18 protein-coding genes are annotated in these 18,862 nt (G+C 45.1%); 9 read left to right on the top strand and 9 right to left on the bottom strand.

Annotation, left to right across the window (positions count from 1 at the left end; all coding sequences use genetic code 11):
• Positions 1-33: 33 nt before the first annotated feature.
• On the bottom strand, positions 34-1,248 hold the full coding sequence (locus tag ACWPOD_RS10475; RefSeq protein ID WP_258666459.1) for a putative manganese transporter: 1,215 nt from the start codon (positions 1,246-1,248) through the stop codon (positions 34-36).
• 186 nt (positions 1,249-1,434) lie between these two features.
• On the opposite strand from ACWPOD_RS10475, the gene ACWPOD_RS10470 reads away from it, so the two are divergent.
• On the top strand, positions 1,435-2,340 hold the full coding sequence (locus tag ACWPOD_RS10470) for a manganese-dependent inorganic pyrophosphatase (RefSeq protein ID WP_258652856.1): 906 nt from the start codon (positions 1,435-1,437) through the stop codon (positions 2,338-2,340).
• 68 nt (positions 2,341-2,408) lie between these two features.
• The gene (locus ACWPOD_RS10465) at positions 2,409-2,798 is read left to right on the top strand and encodes a DUF2750 domain-containing protein (RefSeq protein WP_012841946.1); all 390 of its coding nucleotides are present in this window, start codon (positions 2,409-2,411) and stop codon (positions 2,796-2,798) included.
• 82 nt (positions 2,799-2,880) lie between these two features.
• On the opposite strand, the gene ACWPOD_RS10460 is transcribed toward ACWPOD_RS10465, so the two are convergent.
• The 6 genes from ACWPOD_RS10460 to pspF form a co-directional block, all read right to left on the bottom strand.
• Positions 2,881-3,672 carry a peptide ABC transporter ATP-binding protein gene (locus ACWPOD_RS10460; RefSeq protein ID WP_006742848.1) on the bottom strand — a complete coding sequence of 264 codons (792 nt, stop codon included), beginning with the start codon at positions 3,670-3,672 and terminating at the stop codon, positions 2,881-2,883.
• Complete coding sequence (locus ACWPOD_RS10455; RefSeq protein WP_005378126.1) at positions 3,669-4,664, bottom strand: peptide ABC transporter ATP-binding protein; 996 nt, start codon at positions 4,662-4,664, stop codon at positions 3,669-3,671. The genes ACWPOD_RS10460 and ACWPOD_RS10455 overlap by 4 nt, the downstream gene beginning before the upstream one ends.
• Entirely contained in the window at positions 4,664-5,551 is an 888-nt protein-coding gene (locus ACWPOD_RS10450; protein ID WP_005378123.1) for an ABC transporter permease subunit, read from the bottom strand. Before ACWPOD_RS10450 ends, ACWPOD_RS10455 begins: the two co-directional genes overlap by 1 nt.
• Positions 5,538-6,500 carry an ABC transporter permease gene (locus ACWPOD_RS10445; RefSeq protein ID WP_046874787.1) on the bottom strand — a complete coding sequence of 321 codons (963 nt, stop codon included), beginning with the start codon at positions 6,498-6,500 and terminating at the stop codon, positions 5,538-5,540. The genes ACWPOD_RS10450 and ACWPOD_RS10445 overlap by 14 nt, the downstream gene beginning before the upstream one ends.
• Positions 6,500-8,119, bottom strand: a complete 1,620-nt coding sequence (gene sapA / locus ACWPOD_RS10440; RefSeq protein WP_005393298.1) for an ABC transporter substrate-binding protein SapA — start codon at positions 8,117-8,119, stop codon at positions 6,500-6,502. Before sapA ends, ACWPOD_RS10445 begins: the two co-directional genes overlap by 1 nt.
• 205 nt (positions 8,120-8,324) lie before the next feature.
• Positions 8,325-9,335, bottom strand: coding sequence for a phage shock protein operon transcriptional activator (gene pspF, locus ACWPOD_RS10435; RefSeq protein ID WP_268979499.1), 1,011 nt, complete (start codon positions 9,333-9,335; stop codon positions 8,325-8,327).
• A gap of 232 nt (positions 9,336-9,567) precedes the next feature.
• Between pspF and pspA the strand changes: the two genes are divergently transcribed.
• The 7 genes from pspA (at position 9,568) to ACWPOD_RS10400 (ending at position 16,908) form a co-directional block, all read left to right on the top strand.
• Positions 9,568-10,239, top strand: coding sequence for a phage shock protein PspA (gene pspA, locus ACWPOD_RS10430; protein WP_005393294.1), 672 nt, complete (start codon positions 9,568-9,570; stop codon positions 10,237-10,239).
• Positions 10,240-10,253: 14 nt separating this feature from the next.
• Positions 10,254-10,487, top strand: a complete 234-nt coding sequence (gene pspB, locus ACWPOD_RS10425) for an envelope stress response membrane protein PspB (RefSeq protein ID WP_005393293.1) — start codon at positions 10,254-10,256, stop codon at positions 10,485-10,487.
• A complete protein-coding gene (gene pspC / locus ACWPOD_RS10420; protein WP_456231875.1) occupies positions 10,480-10,869 on the top strand; it encodes an envelope stress response membrane protein PspC in 390 nt (129 codons plus the stop codon). Before pspB ends, pspC begins: the two co-directional genes overlap by 8 nt.
• A gap of 162 nt (positions 10,870-11,031) precedes the next feature.
• Entirely contained in the window at positions 11,032-12,063 is a 1,032-nt protein-coding gene (locus ACWPOD_RS10415) for an efflux RND transporter periplasmic adaptor subunit (RefSeq protein WP_301581541.1), read from the top strand.
• A gap of 1 nt (position 12,064) precedes the next feature.
• On the top strand, positions 12,065-13,162 hold the full coding sequence (locus tag ACWPOD_RS10410) for an efflux RND transporter periplasmic adaptor subunit (protein WP_268845045.1): 1,098 nt from the start codon (positions 12,065-12,067) through the stop codon (positions 13,160-13,162).
• Positions 13,159-16,269 (top strand): efflux RND transporter permease subunit VmeI, encoded by a 3,111-nt coding sequence (gene vmeI / locus ACWPOD_RS10405; protein WP_456231874.1) that lies wholly within the window; start codon positions 13,159-13,161, stop codon positions 16,267-16,269. The genes ACWPOD_RS10410 and vmeI overlap by 4 nt, the downstream gene beginning before the upstream one ends.
• Before the next feature lie 72 nt (positions 16,270-16,341).
• The gene (locus ACWPOD_RS10400) at positions 16,342-16,908 is read left to right on the top strand and encodes a DNA-3-methyladenine glycosylase I (protein WP_237308449.1); all 567 of its coding nucleotides are present in this window, start codon (positions 16,342-16,344) and stop codon (positions 16,906-16,908) included.
• Between the two features lie 25 nt (positions 16,909-16,933).
• On the opposite strand, the gene ACWPOD_RS10395 is transcribed toward ACWPOD_RS10400, so the two are convergent.
• Together ACWPOD_RS10395 and ACWPOD_RS10390 are read right to left on the bottom strand one after the other, a co-directional pair.
• The gene (locus tag ACWPOD_RS10395; protein ID WP_456231873.1) at positions 16,934-17,794 is read right to left on the bottom strand and encodes a lipase secretion chaperone; all 861 of its coding nucleotides are present in this window, start codon (positions 17,792-17,794) and stop codon (positions 16,934-16,936) included.
• A gap of 12 nt (positions 17,795-17,806) precedes the next feature.
• On the bottom strand, positions 17,807-18,736 hold the full coding sequence (locus ACWPOD_RS10390) for an esterase/lipase family protein (protein WP_456231872.1): 930 nt from the start codon (positions 18,734-18,736) through the stop codon (positions 17,807-17,809).
• Positions 18,737-18,862: the final 126 nt, after the last annotated feature.

Below are 18,862 nucleotides of genomic sequence, written 5' to 3'. Positions count from 1 at the left end.
TGTGGCTCCTTTCTTATTTTGACGTCCTGAGCGTTAGAACTCGAATAAAAAGTAATACCCGTATCCAACAATAAAAGCAGGAATGGACGAATAAATAGTCGCGACCAAAGCGGCTTTCGGTGCCATAGCAATGGCGGGGAATAGGGCGTCACCATCATTGGAAATCGCATTTGCCAACTGCGCCGAAAGTGGCGCTGCACCAGAGATGTACAGGCTGGTGACTAGAATTTGCGGACCACAACCAGGTAGCATACCAATGGCTAAGCCAGCTAATGGCATCCATATCCCCCAATGAGAAAAGGTTTCTACGAGGTCGATTCCAGAAAAATAGGTCGTCAGTTCAAACGCCAGAAACGCCACGATCACCCAAGCACTGACGAAATTCGTATCTTGGGCTGCTTTTTGAATCGGGTGTGAGTCCACGATTTTTTCATCTTCAGAGACCGTTGACTGATAATCGCCGAGCTCTTTTGTCATCGCCCACAACGACATTGTGATCACCGCGAAGATAGCGCCCAGCCATTCAATGGTATTGGCTTGCAAAGACAACAGCTGATTAATATCGATTTGGAAAGACATTAACACAGCAACGACGCTGGCAGGCACAATAAGCCATTTCCAAAACGCGCCCTGTAAATTGATTGCACGTTGTTCAAGAGGCGTGTGACGGTCTGTCTGGTGTTGGCAACAAGCATGTGTCTGAGGCGCTTCTTTTGGTTCTGGGCGCAGAAAGTTATCAGCATGAAAAGCATTAACGACTAACCCTGAAAGAGTACCCACGATAATGCCTAATCCAACCACGCCTAATCCAACACTTGGTTTGGCGGCCAGAAGTAAAAAGGCAGCGTCACCCATTGTTGAAGTAAGTACCGCGACAATCGCACCAAATCCCACTCGGCCACTAATAAATTGCGTTGTCACAACAATAGCGCCACCACAGCCAGGCAAAGCACCCAATAAAGAAGCAAAGAAAACCTGATGATTACGCGAGCGATGGTAGAGCTCGGTAATTCGATTGGTTTTCGACATAAAGTTTGAAAGATAATGATAAATAGCCAATGTGGCAGCAACATAGCATGACACTGCCCAGAATGAGTCGGATAGCGTCTGTACGGCTACGTCACGTGTATTCTCATTGCCTAGCAAAATGAGCATGACGATAGGGATCAGCAATCGCTTATAAGCTAAACGAAACTGAGTAGGCTGAAACAACTGTTGTGCAGAGTGTAATAATTGGGTCGCGTTCATCGTTTACTCAAATGCAAATAGGAATAATTATCATTATATGTAAATGAGATTTATTCGCAATAGCATTGTGAACTTTTCTTCGTGTCAAACTCTCTGAAATCAGGTAAAGTATCGGCCTTTGTGAGCAAACACGCCCTAATTAACTGTATTAGGCGGCGTATAAAATTGACTTGAATAGGAAGAAACATGATTCTAGTTGTAGGTCATAAGAACCCAGACAGTGACAGTATTTGTAGTGCACTCGTTGCAACTGAACTTCTAAAAGCGCGTGGCGTTGAAGCTATGCCAATTCGCCAAGGCGAAATCAACCGTGAAACTCAGCACATCCTAGAAGTTGCTGGCGCTGAAGTTCCTGAGCTTCGCACATCAGTTGCGGGTGAGACCGTTTGGCTAGTAGATTACTCAGATCTAGCACAAGCACCAGACGATATCGCAGAAGCTGAAATTGCGGGTATTGTTGACCACCACCGTCTAGGTGACGTGATGACAGTAAACCCAATGGAAGCATGGATCTGGCCTGTTGGTTGTACCAACACTGTTCTATTCAACATGTTCAAGATTGAAGGTCACGCGATTACTCCACAAATTGCTAAGCTAATGATGTCAGCAATTCTATCTGACACAGTAGGTTTTGCTTCTCCAACTTGTACACAAAAAGACAAAGATGCCGTTGCTGAGCTAGCGGCAATCGCAGACGTACAAGATGTTGACGCGTTCACTAAAGATCTTCTAATTGCTAAAACAAACATCGAAGGTCTATCAGCGGCTGAGCTTGTTGAGAAAGACCTTAAAGGTTACCCATTCAACGGTCGTGACGTAGTGGTTGGTCAGGTTGAACTTGCAACTCTTGAGCAAGTTGACGGTATGATCGAAGCACTAGAAGCGGATCTAGAAGCGCGTTGCGAAAAAGATAACCTTGCATTTGCTGCTGTAATGCTAACAGACATCACGACTGCTCAAACTCGTCTTCTATACAAAGGTGAGTGGGCTGAGAAGCTTGTTAAGCACGAAAAAGACGGCATGCTAATGATGGAAAACACGCTAAGCCGTAAGAAGCAAGGTTGGCCTTGGCTTCAAACCGAGCTAGCTTAATTTTCTAGCATATACTTTAAATGCCCGCCTAGCTGCGGGCATTTTTCTATGGGAAATAGGAGACGAATATGTCTGAGCAACTGACCCAAGAGCAGATGGATACCATTAATCGCTACAACGAAGAGCAACGTTTAAAGTACTGCGTGAAAGAGATTGTGGCGAATCGTAAAGTTTGGATTCTGAAAGACGAACATGGCTGTGTCATGTTAAATACAGAAGATGATGATTGTGTACCAGTATGGCCAAACGAAGAGTTTGCTTTGCAATGGGCTAATGGTGATTGGGAAGATTGCGAGCCAGAAGCGATCTCTCTAAACAAGTGGCACAGTCGTTGGACCTCTGGTCTGGAAGATGACGAATTATCTGTTGTTGTATTCCCAAATCAAAATGAAGAAGGGGTGGTTTTGTTTCCTGATGAGTTTGATTTCGAACTGCGCAAACAAGCGAGCCGCCGCTAATTTTTCGATTCGAGTCCATTTAATAAAGAAGCCTGCTTTAACGCAGGCTTCTTTACATTTGAACGATGACATCTTTGATAGGCTATTTTGTTTGGTGGCTTGGCGCCTTATAGAAGTGGCTTTCGACTAGGCGTTGAGTAATCGGATGTTCTGGGCTAGTGAGTACCTGGTTAGTTTCGCCAAACTCGACCACTTCACCTTCATGCATCACCATCACTTTGTCAGTAATGTGCTTAACAATGCCAATGTGTTGAGATACATACACAAATGACAATCCCATCTCTTCTTGTAACTCGAGGAATAAGTTAATGATCTGTGAGCGCATGGCCATATCCAAACCGTTTAACGCCTCGTCAGCGACAATGATGGAAGGTTGAAGAATAAGCGCACGAGCTAAACACACACGCTGTTTTTGACCTGCCGCTAGCATTTGTGGGTAAAAATAGGCGTGCTCAGGCAACAATCCGACGCGGAGTAGGGTGTTCTTCACACGCTGCATGCGTGCATCTGGCGGCATGTTGGTGTTTCGCTTTAACGGACCTTCCAAAATACGGCCAATCTGGATACGCGGGTTGAGCGATGTATTTGGATCTTGGAAAATCATGCGAATGAGCTTACAGCGTGTCGCGTAATCTTTGTGCTCCAATCGTTCACCATTTACACGGATTTCTCCAGAGCTTGGCTCTACAACGCCTGCAAGCATACGGGCAAGAGTGGATTTTCCTGACCCGTTTTGACCAATAAAACCGATAGTTTGCCCCGGCTCTAACGTAAAGCTCACCGGTTTGACAGCCTCATTAACCTGACGTTTGAATAGTCGGGAGCGCGTAACAAACTGCTTCGATAAATTATCGACTTCAAGTAACGCACTCATGACTTTTTCTCCGTGTTCAATGGAAAGTGGCAGTTAAATTTATGATTCTTAATTCGTCTGGTGTGTGGAATTTCAACACATTGTTTCTGCGCATACGGGCAACGTGGACCGAGTCGACAACCGATGGGCAGATGCTGCAATGGCGGAATCGATCCCGGTAGGGATTGGAGTTTTTGCTTGTGTGGTACCCAATCATTAAAGTCTGGCATCGCTTTCAGCAAGGCATCTGTATACGGGTGCTTGGGTGCCGCAATGATTTTACTGGTATCGGCAGACTCTACCGACTGACCACAATACATTACCGTAATGCGGCCCGCCCATTGTGTGATGGTCGCTAAGTCGTGACCGATAAGCAGAATGGTCGTGTTATTGAGCTGGTTCATACGGCTCAATAAACGCAATATTTGCGATTGGGTAATCGGGTCTAAGTCGTTGGTTGGTTCATCTGCGATCAGCAACTTTGGTTTGGTCGCTATCGCCATGGCAATCATGACTTTTTGGCACTCACCATCAGTCAGTTCATAAGGGTAGCTACCCATTAAACGCTTGTGATCTTTAATGCCTACTTTATGCAGAAGCGCGATGGCCTGTTTTTTACGCCATTTAAATCGCTCCCACCATTTCCCTTCAAACGCACGAGATGGAATGGACTCGATCAACTGACGTCCCACTTCTTCTGAAGGATCAAGACAAGTTGAAGGCTCTTGGAAAATCATCGCAATATCACGAGCAATGACGCGCCGACGCTCTTTTGGCGTAAGCTGAAGCAAGTCAATATTGCCAAGGCGCATACGGTCCGCGGTAATGCGCCAGTTATCTTTACTTACCCCGACAATCGCTTTTGCAACTAAGCTTTTCCCTGAACCAGACTCACCTACAAGACCACGAATCTCACCTTCATTCAAAGTTAGGCTCATTCGGTCCACGGCTTTGACCAACCCTTGAGGGGTTTCAATCTCAATAGTCAAATGTCGAATATCTAACAACGGCATTATTCGATCCCCGCATTAAGCGCTTGACGTACACCTTCACCTACTAAGTTTAGGGTAATAACGGTAAACATGATGGTTAGGCCGGGTAGGGTTACGGTCCAAGGTGCAATATAAATCAACTCGACAGAATCACCTAATATCGCTCCCCACTCAGTACTTGGTGCTTGTGCGCCTAAGCCAAGAAAACCCAGCGCAGTAATATCTAAAATCGCAGCAGAGAGCGCGAGCGTGATTTCAGCAGCAATAACCGTCAATATGTTGGGAAGAATTGAGCTCCACAACAAGTAGAAATCGTTCGCGCCATCAAGACGTGCTGCCATGATGTAGTCTTTTTCAACTTCGGTGTGGACTGCGATATAAACAGAGCGAATAAAACGCGGAATCAAAGCCAAGCAGATTGCGAGTAAAATATTGAACCCACCAAAGCCGAGAAATGCCACAAAAATGATTGCTAATAAGAGCGACGGGATCGACATGACGGTATCGAGCAAGTGATTGAGGGTACTCGACAGTAAGCCTTTCGTCATACCTGCTAATACGCCAATCAAACAACCTACGACCGCGGCAATCGCAGTGATGGCAACGGCTGCACCAAATGTAAGTTGAGAGCCCATGATCAAGCGTGACAGAATGTCTCGGCCTAAGTCATCGGTTCCCAAAAAGTAATCAACCGTTCCAGCAGGGGCCCATGATGGTGGCACAAGCAATTCGCCTGACTGTGCTTGGGCATCAAACGGCGCAAGCAGTGGCGCAAAAATGGTAATTAGGACGATAAATACCAAGCACCATAGGCCAAACATGGCTAGCCCGTTGGCGCGGTAACTTCGCCAAAATCGCTCAAACTGAGTTGGAATGCGTTCTTCCTGATAAACGTTATTTGTTAGCATACCATTCCTTTCGAACTAGAGGGTTAATCATCGCGCCAATCAAATCAGAGAGAATATTAGCGGTGAGAACCAAAGTCGCAAGTACCATCACGCCAGCTTGGATTGATGCATAATCTTGGTTTGCCAATGCATCTAACAACCAACGACCAATACCTGGCCAGTTAAAAATAGATTCAGTGATGATAGCCAAGGTAATCATACTGGAAAGCTGAACACCGACTTTGGGGATGATAGGCGGTATCGCATTACGCAAGACATGTTGAGTAACGATCTCGCGGTTAGAGAGACCTTTGATTCTCGCTGCACGAATGTAGTTTTGGCTCATCACTTCCGCCACCGAAGAACGCATTAGTCCGACAACCTGCGTGGTTGGAGCCAAAGCGAGCACCAAACATGGCAGCACCATATGCTCAATGACGCTTTGCAGTGCGTGAGCGCGGTATTCACCTTTCGCCATGAATGCATCGATAATGGCAAATCCGGTTACATGATCAATTTCATATAGTAAGTCATACCGTCCTGCCACGGGAAAGAGTTGGTATTCCAATGAAAAAACCATGATAAGTAGCAGAGCCACCCAAAAAATTGGAGCGGAATAACCAGACATCGACATGAATGAAATGCTGGTGTCGAGCCATTTACCTTGCTTCATCCCAGCCACGGTTCCAAGCGGAATACCGATCAAAAGGGACACCAAAAAGGCAAAAAAGCACAGTTCCAAAGTGGCAGGGAATACGACGGCGAGCTCGTCATAAATCGCGTTGCCGTTTTTACTTATGCCAAAATCAAGCTGAGAAAGGTTGATTAAGTAAGTTTGCCAACCAGACCAAAAATCAACGTTTGCCCAGTGCGATAGAGGGTCAAGGCGCAGCAGAGAAAAGCCCACTAATGTGAGGATCATCAAAGTGATGAAAAATAGGTTAAAGCGTCGAACGGTATACCAAAACATCAGTGAATTCTCTCAACTCTATCAAACGGTTGGGCATTGAAAGGGCTTGATTTGAAGCCTGTCAGTGATTTGTCGTGAACACGGAATTGCACACCATGTGCCAGAGGAATTACCGGGAATTCTTGATTTAAAATGTTCTGCGCTTGGCGATATAGGTTCAGACGGTAACGCGGTTCTTGGGTTTCCAATGCCAAATCGAGCAAGAAATCGAAATCATCGTTACACCACATCGATACGTTGAGGCCAACGCGATCAGACTCACAAGATAATAACGGGCGGAAAAAGTTGTCAGGGTCCCCGGTATCGCCAATCCAGCCAGTTAAAAGTAAATCGATGTCGTTGATGTTCTCTAAATCCACACGTTCGAATCTATCATCGGTTAGCAACGTTAACTCAACCCCAATATCGGCAAAATTCGCTTGGATTAGCTCCGCGGTCTTGCGAGGACTTGGGTTAAAGGCGCGTGGTTCAAGTGGTACCCACATGGTCAGCTCTAGACCGTCTTCATAGCCAGCATCACGGAGTAGTGCTAATGCATAGTTACGGTCATAACGAATTTTTACGCTGTCCTTTTGATAGGCCCATGAATTAGGCGGTAGCAATGTATAAGCTTGCGAGCCAGTTCCGTAGTAAACCGAATCTAAAATATTCTGACGGTTAATCGCTAAGTTAAGTGCTTGGCGGACGCGAGCATCACTAAGTGCAGTCGTTTCAGTGTTGATCGCAATAAAGGATACGTTGTTGGCTGGCGTAGCAGTTAGCTCAAGATTGTCATTTTCTTGAATAACGGGTATTTGGCTTGAAATAGGCGAAGAGAGCACATCACACTCGTTTCTTAAAAGTTTCGCCAAGGTACCAGTGCCTCTGTGAGAGATATCGAACACCACTTGTTCCATTTTCGCGGGTGACTTCCAGTAGTTAGAGTGACGTTCCAAACGAATCAAGTCGTTCACTTGGTATTCTTTTAGCTGATATGGGCCGGTACCGATAGGAAGTTGGTCGATTTCTTCTTTATGATCTTTTGCTGCCAGTTGCTGTCCGTACTCTGCAGACAATATGACAGCATGGCTGGTGGCAATATTTGCCAAGAAGGAAAAATTTGGCTGAGATAAGGTAAACCTTACCGTATGCTCGTCAATCGCAGTCACGTCTTGCAGTAGGTTTTGAAAATCTAACCCTGCAAACCATGGATAAAAACCACCACCTACTTGGTGAAAAGGATGGTCTACATCAATGATTCGCTTGAAGCTAAATACCACATCCTTTGCATTCAATGGGCGAGTGGGAGTGAACCAGGACGTGGTTTGGAATTGAACATTACGTTTAAGCTTAAACGTGTATTCCGTTCCTGACTCATTCACAGACCAACTCTCAGCAATATTTGCTACTGGCTGATGTGATTTAGGATCGAGCGTGAGCAGCGTATCGTACAACTGCGGGCTCAGTGCCTCTGCGGTAATACCGCTATCAATAAGCTGAGGGTTAAACGTGGTTGGCTTACCTTGTCCGCAAAACACAAAGCCAGCTTTGCGAATGTCATTGTGGTCAATTTCATCACCACAAGCGGTCAGTAGGCTAATCCCAATAAGGCTCAGCGATAATCTTATAAAAGCATTCATAATATGAAATGTTCATTGGATCTTGCTTGTTTCATTTGATCTTACTCTTTCAGAGCTAACAAGCGAAAATGATCTCGCTAATTTATCACCTTTGTGAACTCGCTCCAAACATAAAATCCATACACTGTAAGGTGTTATGCTTGAAAGACATACAAATTAGAGCGCTGTCACTCGCTCGCTAACCGAACAAGCACCTTCGACCAAGCTAGCTTTGCCCGACTAAACCATATTTTCTAACCATCCCTCGTAATTGGTGGTAGCTCAAACCAAGTAGCTCGGCTGCTTGTCGTTGATTAAACTTGGCCTCTTCCAATGCGCGATTGAGTAAGTGGATGTCTTGCTCTTCTTGCCACTGTTTATAGTCTAGAGGGAATTGAACTGCGCTGCTTGGTGCTTCCTCTTCTTGCTGCTGCTCGCCTTGCTCGGCATTATGACCAAGCGTGTTATTCCAAACTGTTTCAAAAGGATTGAAAATCAGTTCATCAATTGGATCGGCATTGAGACCATGTTGGTAAATAGCACGTTCAATCACGTTTTTTAGTTCACGGACATTACCTGGCCATTCATATTCAAGAAGCGAATGCTGTGCTTTTGAGGTAAAACCGACAAAATATTCGAGCTGAAGTTCACGGCACATCTTCATCGCGTAGTGCTCTGCTAAAGACAGGATGTCTTCCTTTCGTTCACGAAGAGGAGGCAGCATGATGACGTCAAACGCTAAACGATCGAGTAAGTCGGCACGGAAATCGCCTTGTTCCGCCAATTTTGGTAAGTCCGCATTGGTTGCACAAACAAGTCGAACATCCGCATTGAGAGCGGTATGACCGCCAACTCGTTCATATTCACCATATTCGATGACACGCAACAGCTTTTCTTGAACTAAAAGTGGTGCGGTGGCCAATTCGTCAAGAAACAAAGTGCCGCCTTCGGCGCGTTCGAAACGTCCTTTATGCTTGCCCTTAGAACCTGTAAAAGAACCGGATTCATGACCAAATAGCTCTGAATCTATTAGTCCTTCGCTTAAGGTCGCACAGTTGAGTGATAGTAGTGGCTTATCCCAACGTCTTGATAAATAATGCAAACGCTGAGCGATGAGTTCTTTACCCGTTCCTCGTTCACCGATAATGAGGACTGGACGCTCAATAGGCGCAAGTTGTGATACTTTATCTAGTACGGCGAGAAAAGCAGGTGATTCACCAATCAGGTTTTGCTTCATAAAGTCCTTCTTATTTAACAGCCGAGCCATGATTTACATATGGAGTTGGTGAATTTCACCAACAGTTGGTGAAAAACATCATAGCATAATAGTGCATAACGACAACAAAATGCATAACCTGCTGATTTTAAATGTAATTTTAAGTTGGCATGCTACTTGTAATGTATTCAGGGAGACGCAAGGTCAATCACCACCTTGTCGAGTTTTAATAGGAAAAAAGAGGAGTTCCGTTATGGGTATTTTTTCTCGATTTGCAGATATCGTTAACTCAAACATCAGTGCATTGCTGGACAAGGCGGAAGATCCTGAAAAAATGATCCGTCTTATCATTCAAGAAATGGAAGACACACTTGTTGAAGTGCGTACTAACTCGGCTAAAGCGATTGCAGACAAAAAAGAGTTGGCTCGTAAAGTTGAAACGTTAGAAGAGCAAATTGGCGAGTGGAGCCAAAAAGCGAGCCTAGCGTTGGTAAAACAGCGTGAAGATTTGGCTCGTGCAGCATTAATTGAAAAGCAAAAGCTTGAGCAAGTGATTAAAGGCCTTCACACTGAGCAGACGTTAGTAGAAGAAACGATCGACAAGCTTACAGGCGAGATCGGTAAGTTAGAAAGCAAAATTGCAGAAACGCGTGCAAAACAGCAAGCACTAGCAATTCGTAACCAAACCGCCTCTAACCGTCGTGATGTGCAAAAACACCTGCACACTAGCCGCACTAATGAAGCGATGGCGAAGTTTGAGCAGTACTCGCGTAAAGTGGATGAAATGGAAGCAGAAGCAGATTTGTACGCACAAACTGGTAATGCAAAATCGCTAGAGCAAGAGTTTGCAGAGCTTCAAGCTCAAGACGAAATCGAAAAAGAGTTGGCAAAACTGAAAGAACAGATGTCATCGAAAGATAAATAACAAAGGAGCCATTTATGTCGGCATTTTTTATAGCAGGACCAGTGATTGTCTTTTTAATCTTTGTCGCTCCACTATGGCTCTTCTTACACTATCGCAGCAAACGCAAAACAGATAGTGCACTGTCGAGCCAAGATTTAGAGCGCCTTCAGGTACTATCTGAAAAAGCGGAAGCGATGCAGTCCCGAGTTGATACATTGGAGCGCATCTTGGATGCTGAGTCACCAACATGGAGACGCAAGTATGACTAATCGAGAGCTGTATCGTGACCCAGTAAATGGCAAAATCTCCGGTGTTTGCGCCGGAATTGCCAACTACTTTGGTGCAGAGGTTTGGTTGATTCGTATTGTAGTGATTTCTGCAGCGCTGTTGGGCGGTACGTTTTTGGTGTTGTTAGCATACGTCGCGATGGCGTTTATGTTAGAAAAGCAACCAGTGACGTATTTTGAAAATATCCGAGCGCAACAAGAACACACACTTAAAAGTAAGCCTTGGCAGAAAGGACAAAGTCCGGACCAATTGCTCAGTGTGTTGGAACGCGATTTTGACCGTCTTGATGGCAAAATCCGTAACATGGAAGCGTATGTTACGTCTGATACATATAGGGTGAATCGGGAGTTCAGCAAGCTCTAAACACTCCGTATCCAAAGAAGATTTAAACGAAGCAGGCGCAAAGCCTGCTTTTTTGTCACAAATTACTAATTTTAAAGCACTATTAATCTTTTCAACTCTGGAAGTTCGCCCAGAATTCATCTACTTTAAAAATAATCCCTTAATTTTTTATGGATGAATGTAATGAGAAGATTGCTCATTCCTGTCGCCATCTCGGCTGTGTTGTCGGGGTGTGGTAAAGAACTTCCCCCTGTTCCAGAACCTGAATCCCGCCCCGCAAAGCTATTTACAGTATCTGTTGGCAATGCCCAATTTGAACGACACTTTCCTGCCACGACGGAAGCTGGTGATAAAGCGGTACTGACGTTTCGAGTTCCTGGACTTCTTCAAACGATTGAGGTGAATGAAGGTCAAGTCGTCAGCAAAGGCGATGTATTGGCTTCATTAAACCCTGATGAATATGCTCTGCTTGAACAGCAAGCTCGGGCAAATTTCGCGCTCGCAGACGTGCAGTACAAGCGATACCAAAAGTTACGCAAAGACCAAGTGGTGTCCGAACAAGATTTTGATGAGGCAAAAGCGAATCACAATTCAGCCAAAGCTCAGTGGAATCAAGCAAAGGCAAATTTAAGGTATACCAAACTTGTCGCGCCATATGATGGTACGATTTCATATATTCCAGCAGAAAACCATGAGTATGTTGCCGCAAAAGAAGGCGTGATGAATATTCAATCTAACCAACTTCTTAAGGTGATATTCCAAGTCCCTGACTATCTGCTAAATCGTTACACCCAGGGTAGCGATGTCTCTGCCAGAATGGTCTTTGACGCTTTCCCCGAGCAGTCATTTGACTTGACCTTTCAAGAAATCGATACAGAAGCAGATCCTAAAACCGGTAGTTACAAAGTCACTATGGTTATGGAGCGACCAGCAGAAATAGGCCTTTTACCGGGCATGTCTGGTAATGCTTACCTCCTATCTAAAAATGCTGGTGCAACAAAAATTCCTAATTCCGCGCTGCTAGAAGAGAACGGCAAAACATACGTTTGGCGTGTCGATGAGCAAGGTATTGTGTCCAAAGCCGCAATTAAGATGAATGACAAAAATCAAGTGTTAGCTGGGCTTAACGATGGCGACCAAATCATTATCTCGGGTGTCAGTGTAATTGAACCCGGAATTAAGGTAAGAGCGTGGATTAAGGAAAGAGGGTTGTAATATGAAAGGAATCATCTCTCTAGCGACTTTACTTGCAACGCTTTTTCTCGTTGGCTGTGGGGATAAGGCGCCAGAAAAAGAGCTCGAAACGCCACGAGTTAGGGTTACGTCATTAGCGGGAAACAAGGTGGATGACAACTTGTACTTCCCAGCGGTTGCGAATGCAGCGGATCGCTCTCATTTGAGCTTCAGAGTGGCAGGAGAAGTCAGCCGCATCATGGTAAAAGAGGGCGATAAAGTCACGAAGGGTGATGTTATCGCAACGTTGGACCCTACAGACTATGAGTTGGATGTAGATAATGCGAGTGCGCGTTTTTCTGTTGTTGATAGTCAGTATCGCCGTTCACGTCCTTTGGTTGATAAAGGCCTATTAGCTAAGTCTCAGTTTGATGAAATTGCAGCACAACGACAAATCGCTCTGGCTGAGCTTAAGTTAGCGAAACTCCGTTTATCATTTACTGCCTTAAAGGCGCCTGTGGATGGGATCATTTCTCGAGTTAATATCGAGCAATTCGAAAATGTCCAAGTCGGACAGCATATCGTCAATATTCATAGTTTGGAGCGAGTTGAGGTGCTGATTCAACTTCCAGACCGGCTCTATGTTAACCAACCGCCAACGGAAGAAAGACTTACCGCGATAAAGGCATTGGTGCGCGTGCCTAGTGGTAACGAGTACAGCGCGACCGTGAAAGAATTTACGACTGAGCCAGACCCAACAACAGGCACGTTTACCGTCACATTATCGCTTCCTATGCCGGAAGAAGAATACATCCTAGATGGGATGGCAGTTGAAGTGACCTCCAAAGATAAGAATGTTGGCTTGGATCTCAATTTAGGAATTAATGTTCCTATTGAAGCCATTTTTAATGCGGACGGTGACGAGCTGGGGCGCGAAAACAAATTTGTTTGGGTACTGAATGATAACAATACGGTATCGCGCAAACAGGTTCGAGCAGGTAAAGCATCTAAAACGTCCATTCAAATCCTTGATGGTCTCATGCTCAAAGACAAAGTTGTGATTGCCGGTGTTTCTCGATTAAGGGATGGCATGAAAGTAGAAGTGATACAGGAAATGGCTACGCAGGAGGCCGGTCTATGAGCGATCTTAATAAATCAGTGCCTCAAAGTGATGATGATGTGGCCGGTATTGCTGCGTACTTCATCCGAAATCGTGTCATCAGTTGGATGGTCGCACTGATCTTTTTGATTGGTGGTATCGCTGCATTCTTTGGGTTAGGGCGTCTTGAAGACCCTGCTTTTACCATCAAAGATGCCATGGTGGTGACCTCTTATCCTGGTGCGACGCCGCAACAAGTCGAAGAAGAAGTGACTTATCCGATCGAAAAGGCGATTCAGCAGCTTACTTATGTCGATGAAGTGAATTCGATTTCTAGCCGAGGATTATCGCAAATCACGGTCACGATGAAGAACAATTATGGCCCTGATGATCTGCCACAAATCTGGGATGAGTTACGCCGTAAAGTGAATGACCTTAAAGGGACGTTGCCTCCGGGTGTGAATGAACCTCAAGTGATCGATGATTTTGGTGATGTTTACGGGATTTTGTTAGCGGTGACTGGCGACGGTTATAGCTATAAAGAGCTACTGGATTACGTCGATTACTTACGCCGAGAGCTCGAACTGGTTGATGGCGTGAGTAAAGTTTCGGTATCCGGGCAGCAGCAAGAGCAAGTTTTCATCGAAGTATCGATGAAAAAGCTGAGCAGTATAGGACTTTCTCCCGATACGGTCTTTAATCTTCTCTCGACGCAAAACGTGGTTTCTGACGCAGGGGCGATCAGAATTGGTGACGAGTACATCAGAATTCAGCCGACTGGCGAATTCCAGAGTGTGGATGAGCTAGGCGATTTGTTGATTACTGAGTCGGGAGCTCAGGGGCTCATCTTCTTGAAAGATGTGGCGGAAATAAAACGTGGGTATGTAGAAGTACCGAGTAATATTATTAATTTTAACGGCAGCCTCGCACTGAACGTGGGGGTTTCTTTTGCTGAAGGTGTCAACGTCGTTGAAGTCGGAAAAGCATTTGATCATCGCCTTGCCGAGCTAAAGTACCAACAACCTGTTGGTATCGAAATCTCGGAAATTTACAGTCAGCCTAAAGAAGTGGATAAATCGGTTAGCGGTTTTGTTGTCAGCTTGGCTCAAGCCGTCGGTATCGTCATTATCGTACTTCTGTTCTTTATGGGGCTACGTTCAGGTCTGCTTATCGGTTTGATTTTACTGCTGACGGTGTTGGGTACGTTCATTTTCATGAAGTATCTCGCGATAGATTTGCAGCGGATTTCATTAGGTGCCTTGGTTATCGCGTTAGGTATGCTGGTGGACAATGCAATCGTCGTGGTTGAGGGGATTTTGATTGGTACCCAAAAAGGGCGAACTCGACTCCAAGCGGCGACTGATATCGTTACCCAAACCAAGTGGCCATTACTTGGGGCAACTGTGATTGCGGTAACTGCATTTGCGCCCATTGGACTGTCTGAAGACTCGACGGGTGAATACTGTGGCACTTTGTTTACGGTTCTGCTGATCTCATTGATGTTGAGTTGGTTTACCGCTATCTCGTTGACACCATTCTTTGCTGACATCTTCTTTAAAGGCCAGAAGATTAAACAAGGTGAAGGGGAAGAAAATGATCCATATAACGGGGTTATTTTCGTTATTTATAAAAAGTTTCTTCAGTTTTGTATGCGTCGTGCTTGGTTTACCGTTGTGGTGCTGATTGCGGGATTAGCGGCAAGTGTTTACGGGTTCACCTTTGTGAAGCAAGCGTTTTTCCCATCTTCGACAACGCCGATTTTTCAGTTAGATGTATGGATGCCAGAAGGAACTGATATTCGAGCAACCAACACAACGCTTAAAGAGTTAGAAAGTTGGTTAGCTAAGCAAGAGCATGTTGACCATATCACGACGACCGCGGGTAAAGGCTTACAGCGCTTCATGTTAACGTACGCGCCCGAGAAAAGTTATGCGGCTTATGGTGAGATAACCACTCGTATGGAAAATTACGAAGCGTTGAAACCATTAATGGCGAAGTTTCGAGAGTATTTAAAAGCCAACTACCCAGAAATCAATTACAAGCTCAAACAGATTGAGTTAGGTCCAGGTGGTGGTGCAAAAATTGAAGCGCGCATTATTGGCTCTGATCCAACCGTCCTTCGTACGATAGCCGCTCAGGTCAAGGATATCATGTACGCCGATCCTCAGGCAACAAATATCAGGCATGATTGGCGTGAACGAACCCAAGTTCTTGAGCCTCAGTTTAATGAGAGTCAGGCACGTCGCTATGGCATTACAAAATCAGATGTCGATGACTTCTTGTCCATGTCATTCTCTGGAATGACGATAGGCCTTTACCGAGACGGCACGACGCTCATGCCTATCGTGGCTCGCTTACCTGAAGATGAACGCATCGATATTCGTAACATTGAAGGCATGAAAATATGGAGTCCAGCACAGAGTGAGTTTATCCCACTTCAACAAGTCACAATGGGTTACGACATGCGTTGGGAGGATCCTATCATCGTACGTAAGAACCGTAAGCGTATGCTCACTGTGATGGCAGACCCTGATATTCTTGGTGAAGAAACCGCATCGACGTTGCAAAAACGTTTACAGCCCCAAATCGAAGCGATTCAAATGCCTCCTGGCTATTCACTAGAATGGGGGGGGGAATACGAATCTTCAGGTGATGCTCAAGAGTCACTGTTTACTACTATGCCAATGGGGTACTTGTTCATGTTCTTGATCACCGTATTCCTATTTAACTCTATCAAAGAGCCACTCATTGTTTGGCTTACCGTGCCGCTGGCGTTAATTGGTGTCACCACCGGTTTGTTGGCACTCAACACGCCGTTTGGTTTTATGGCATTGCTCGGCTTCTTAAGCTTATCGGGAATGGTGCTCAAAAATGGCATCGTATTACTGGACCAAATTGAAATAGAAATGAAATCGGGTAAAGAGGCTTATGATGCGGTCGTTGATGCTGCGGTAAGCCGTGTTCGTCCTGTGTGTATGGCTGCAATCACGACGATCCTTGGTATGATCCCACTATTACCAGATATTTTCTTCAAACCAATGGCGGTTACGATTATGTTTGGTTTGGGCTTTGCGACAGTACTGACACTGATTGTCGTGCCAGTGTTGTATCGTTTATTCCATAAAGTGGCAGTACCGAAACAGGCTTAGTGCTACTGATATAATGATGAAAAATATCGCGCCTCTAGCTCATCAGTTAGAGGCGCTTTTTAAGGAAGAATAATGACAGAACAAAAAACGTGTGCGTGGGCGATGAATCACCCATTAGAGCGCGAATATCATGATTCCGAATGGGGCGTGCCAGTATATGACGACCAAGTCCTGTTTGAATTTATTACGTTGGAAGGTGCACAAGCTGGGCTTAGTTGGATCACCATTCTTAAAAAGCGCGAAGGATATAGAGAAGCGTTCGAGAACTACGACCTAGATGCGTTGGAACAAAGAAATGAAGAACGCGCTGAATACATCGTGGAAAACTTCGATGTTGTAAGGCATCGCGGAAAGATTAACTCGGTTTTCAGTAATGCCAAAGCGGCCAAAGCGTTAATTGCTGAATACGGGAGTTTATCAGACGCGTTGTGGCAGTTCGTGGACGGCGAACCAATCGTCAATCAATGGCAACATATGAGTGACGTACCAGGTTCGACAGAGCAATCCAAAGCCATGAGTAAATTCCTAAAAAAGAAAGGCTTCAAGTTTGTCGGTGAAACCATCTGTTATGCTTTCATGCAAGCCGTCGGCATGGTGGATGACCATATCGTTGGATGTCCTAAAAAGCAGAATAAGTAACGTTTGGCTTATTAAGTTTATGTTGTTAGTTCTGGCTATCATGAATACGTTCCAAAGCTTCGATTCGACGCCATTGAGTGGCATCGAAGCTTTGTTTTCTTAAAGCAATGATTTCTGCCTGTTTTTCATCTTGCCCTAGAAAATCCCTATTCAGAATATCTTGACGCTGTTTTAAGTAAGTGGCGAGGTGAGTCTCAAATGATGCTCTTTGCTCATCAAGCTTTTGCAGCCTTTGCGCTCCAGCGTCTCCTACCAAAGCAACACGGGCGATGTACTTGTCTTGTGAATCAAGCTGAGAAGCTTGCTCGAGCTGCTCTGCTAATGCGTTATTGCGTTCACTTTCTCGTATGTAATCCGGTTGTTCTGATAACGCTTGATTGAGAAGGTGTGTCTGACTCTCGATATCCGATGCCTGTTTTTTAATCGTCAGCTTTTCCAATGCAAGTTGGCGAAGTCGGTTTTCTTCGTCAAACAATTGAGCTATCTGGACCTCGCTAAAGTATTGAAGCTGTAAATTCAGTATCGCTTCATTCAGCATGGTTAACTGTTCAAGCGTTAGGTGTTTATGCTCAAAAGGCTCTAATGCAGAGAGCGCTTGCTTGTAGGAAAGGTAGGTCTGAAAAAGTTTGGCATCAATATTCAGTGTTTGTTTTGCTAAAGTGTCTTCATTGACTTCCGCTTTGATCGTATCGAGATCTTCTTCGCCCAGCCGGCTAAGAGAATATTCGAAGAAGTCTTTTGGGGAAGAGACATCGGCGGCTATATCTTGCTGAGATTGCGAATGGTTAGGGGTTATCTCTTGTTGTTTGTCGCTTTGCAACAGAGAAAGCGCTCCCACGCCAAACATCGAGAGCAGGATAAAAGTGGTGAGAGCGACTTTCTTCATTGTCATGACCTCTTATAAACCTTGAAGTTTGAGACGATTTGCATGTTGGCGATAAAGCGTGACTGGATCGGTTTCAAAAAGATGATGAATACCGAGTAGGCCGTTAATTTCATCCAAATGGTTCATTTGATAATCATCACGTATGACTTTGCCCAAATGTGTGCTGCACGCACCAACTAAGCCATCATTCGGCCCATCAAAGGCTAAGCCAAGTACCATCATGGCAGCGTCAGTCGGATCGAAAACGTTTGTAAAAGTGGATGATCCGGTCCATGAGTAGTAATAAACGCCATTTGAAGCCAGCAAGTCGCCATTACCACATTCGCTAGTAGGCACTCCCTCTGGGTAGTGCTGGTTAAACGCCAATGAGCCTTCCGTGGTCAAGGCTGCTAATGAGGCTAAAGGGTCTTGGTCGAGATCAGAACCGCCTGATAGAAGATTAATAAGAGTGGTTAAGCCTTGCGCCAGTTTTACCGCGAGCTGCTCACTACCAGAACCCTCAGATACGGTGCCACGAACTAAATCTGCCACTTTAGACCCTTTATTAACGCCACCGATACTCGTAACTGATGCGACTAGGTCAGGACGGACAGAGGCAACATAGCGCGTTGTGGGACCACCATGACTGTGACCAATGAGATTGACTTTCTCTGCGCCTGTTGCTGCTAGTAAGGTTTCTACTTGAGCAAGCAGCTGCTCCCCTCGAACTTCGCTGCTGTTGGTCGCGGATACCTGCGCTACATAAACTTTAGCGCCGTCTTTCGTTAAGGAATGTGGTATTCCGAAAAAGTAATCTATGCCTGCGAGGGTATCAAAACCAAATAATCCATGAACCAGAACAATCGGATACTTGGTTTGGGTATAACCCGTTGCGGCGTGTACGGAGGTTATTGGGACGGTAATTAAGGTAAAAAGCATTAGTGCTATGAATTTGAGTTTCAAAACTATCTCCTTGTGGTATGACCTCTTATGAATGATAAAAAGTAGGAGAGAAACTCTAAATTTGGAAAGCCTATTTGTGGCGCATTATTTCATTCTGTGACTGCTCAATTGAAAAACAACACAAAT

This window comes from Vibrio sp. JZG120, from assembly GCF_053890955.1.
Note: the sequence above shows the minus strand (reverse complement) of the source record. Positions and strands in the feature narration are given on the sequence as shown.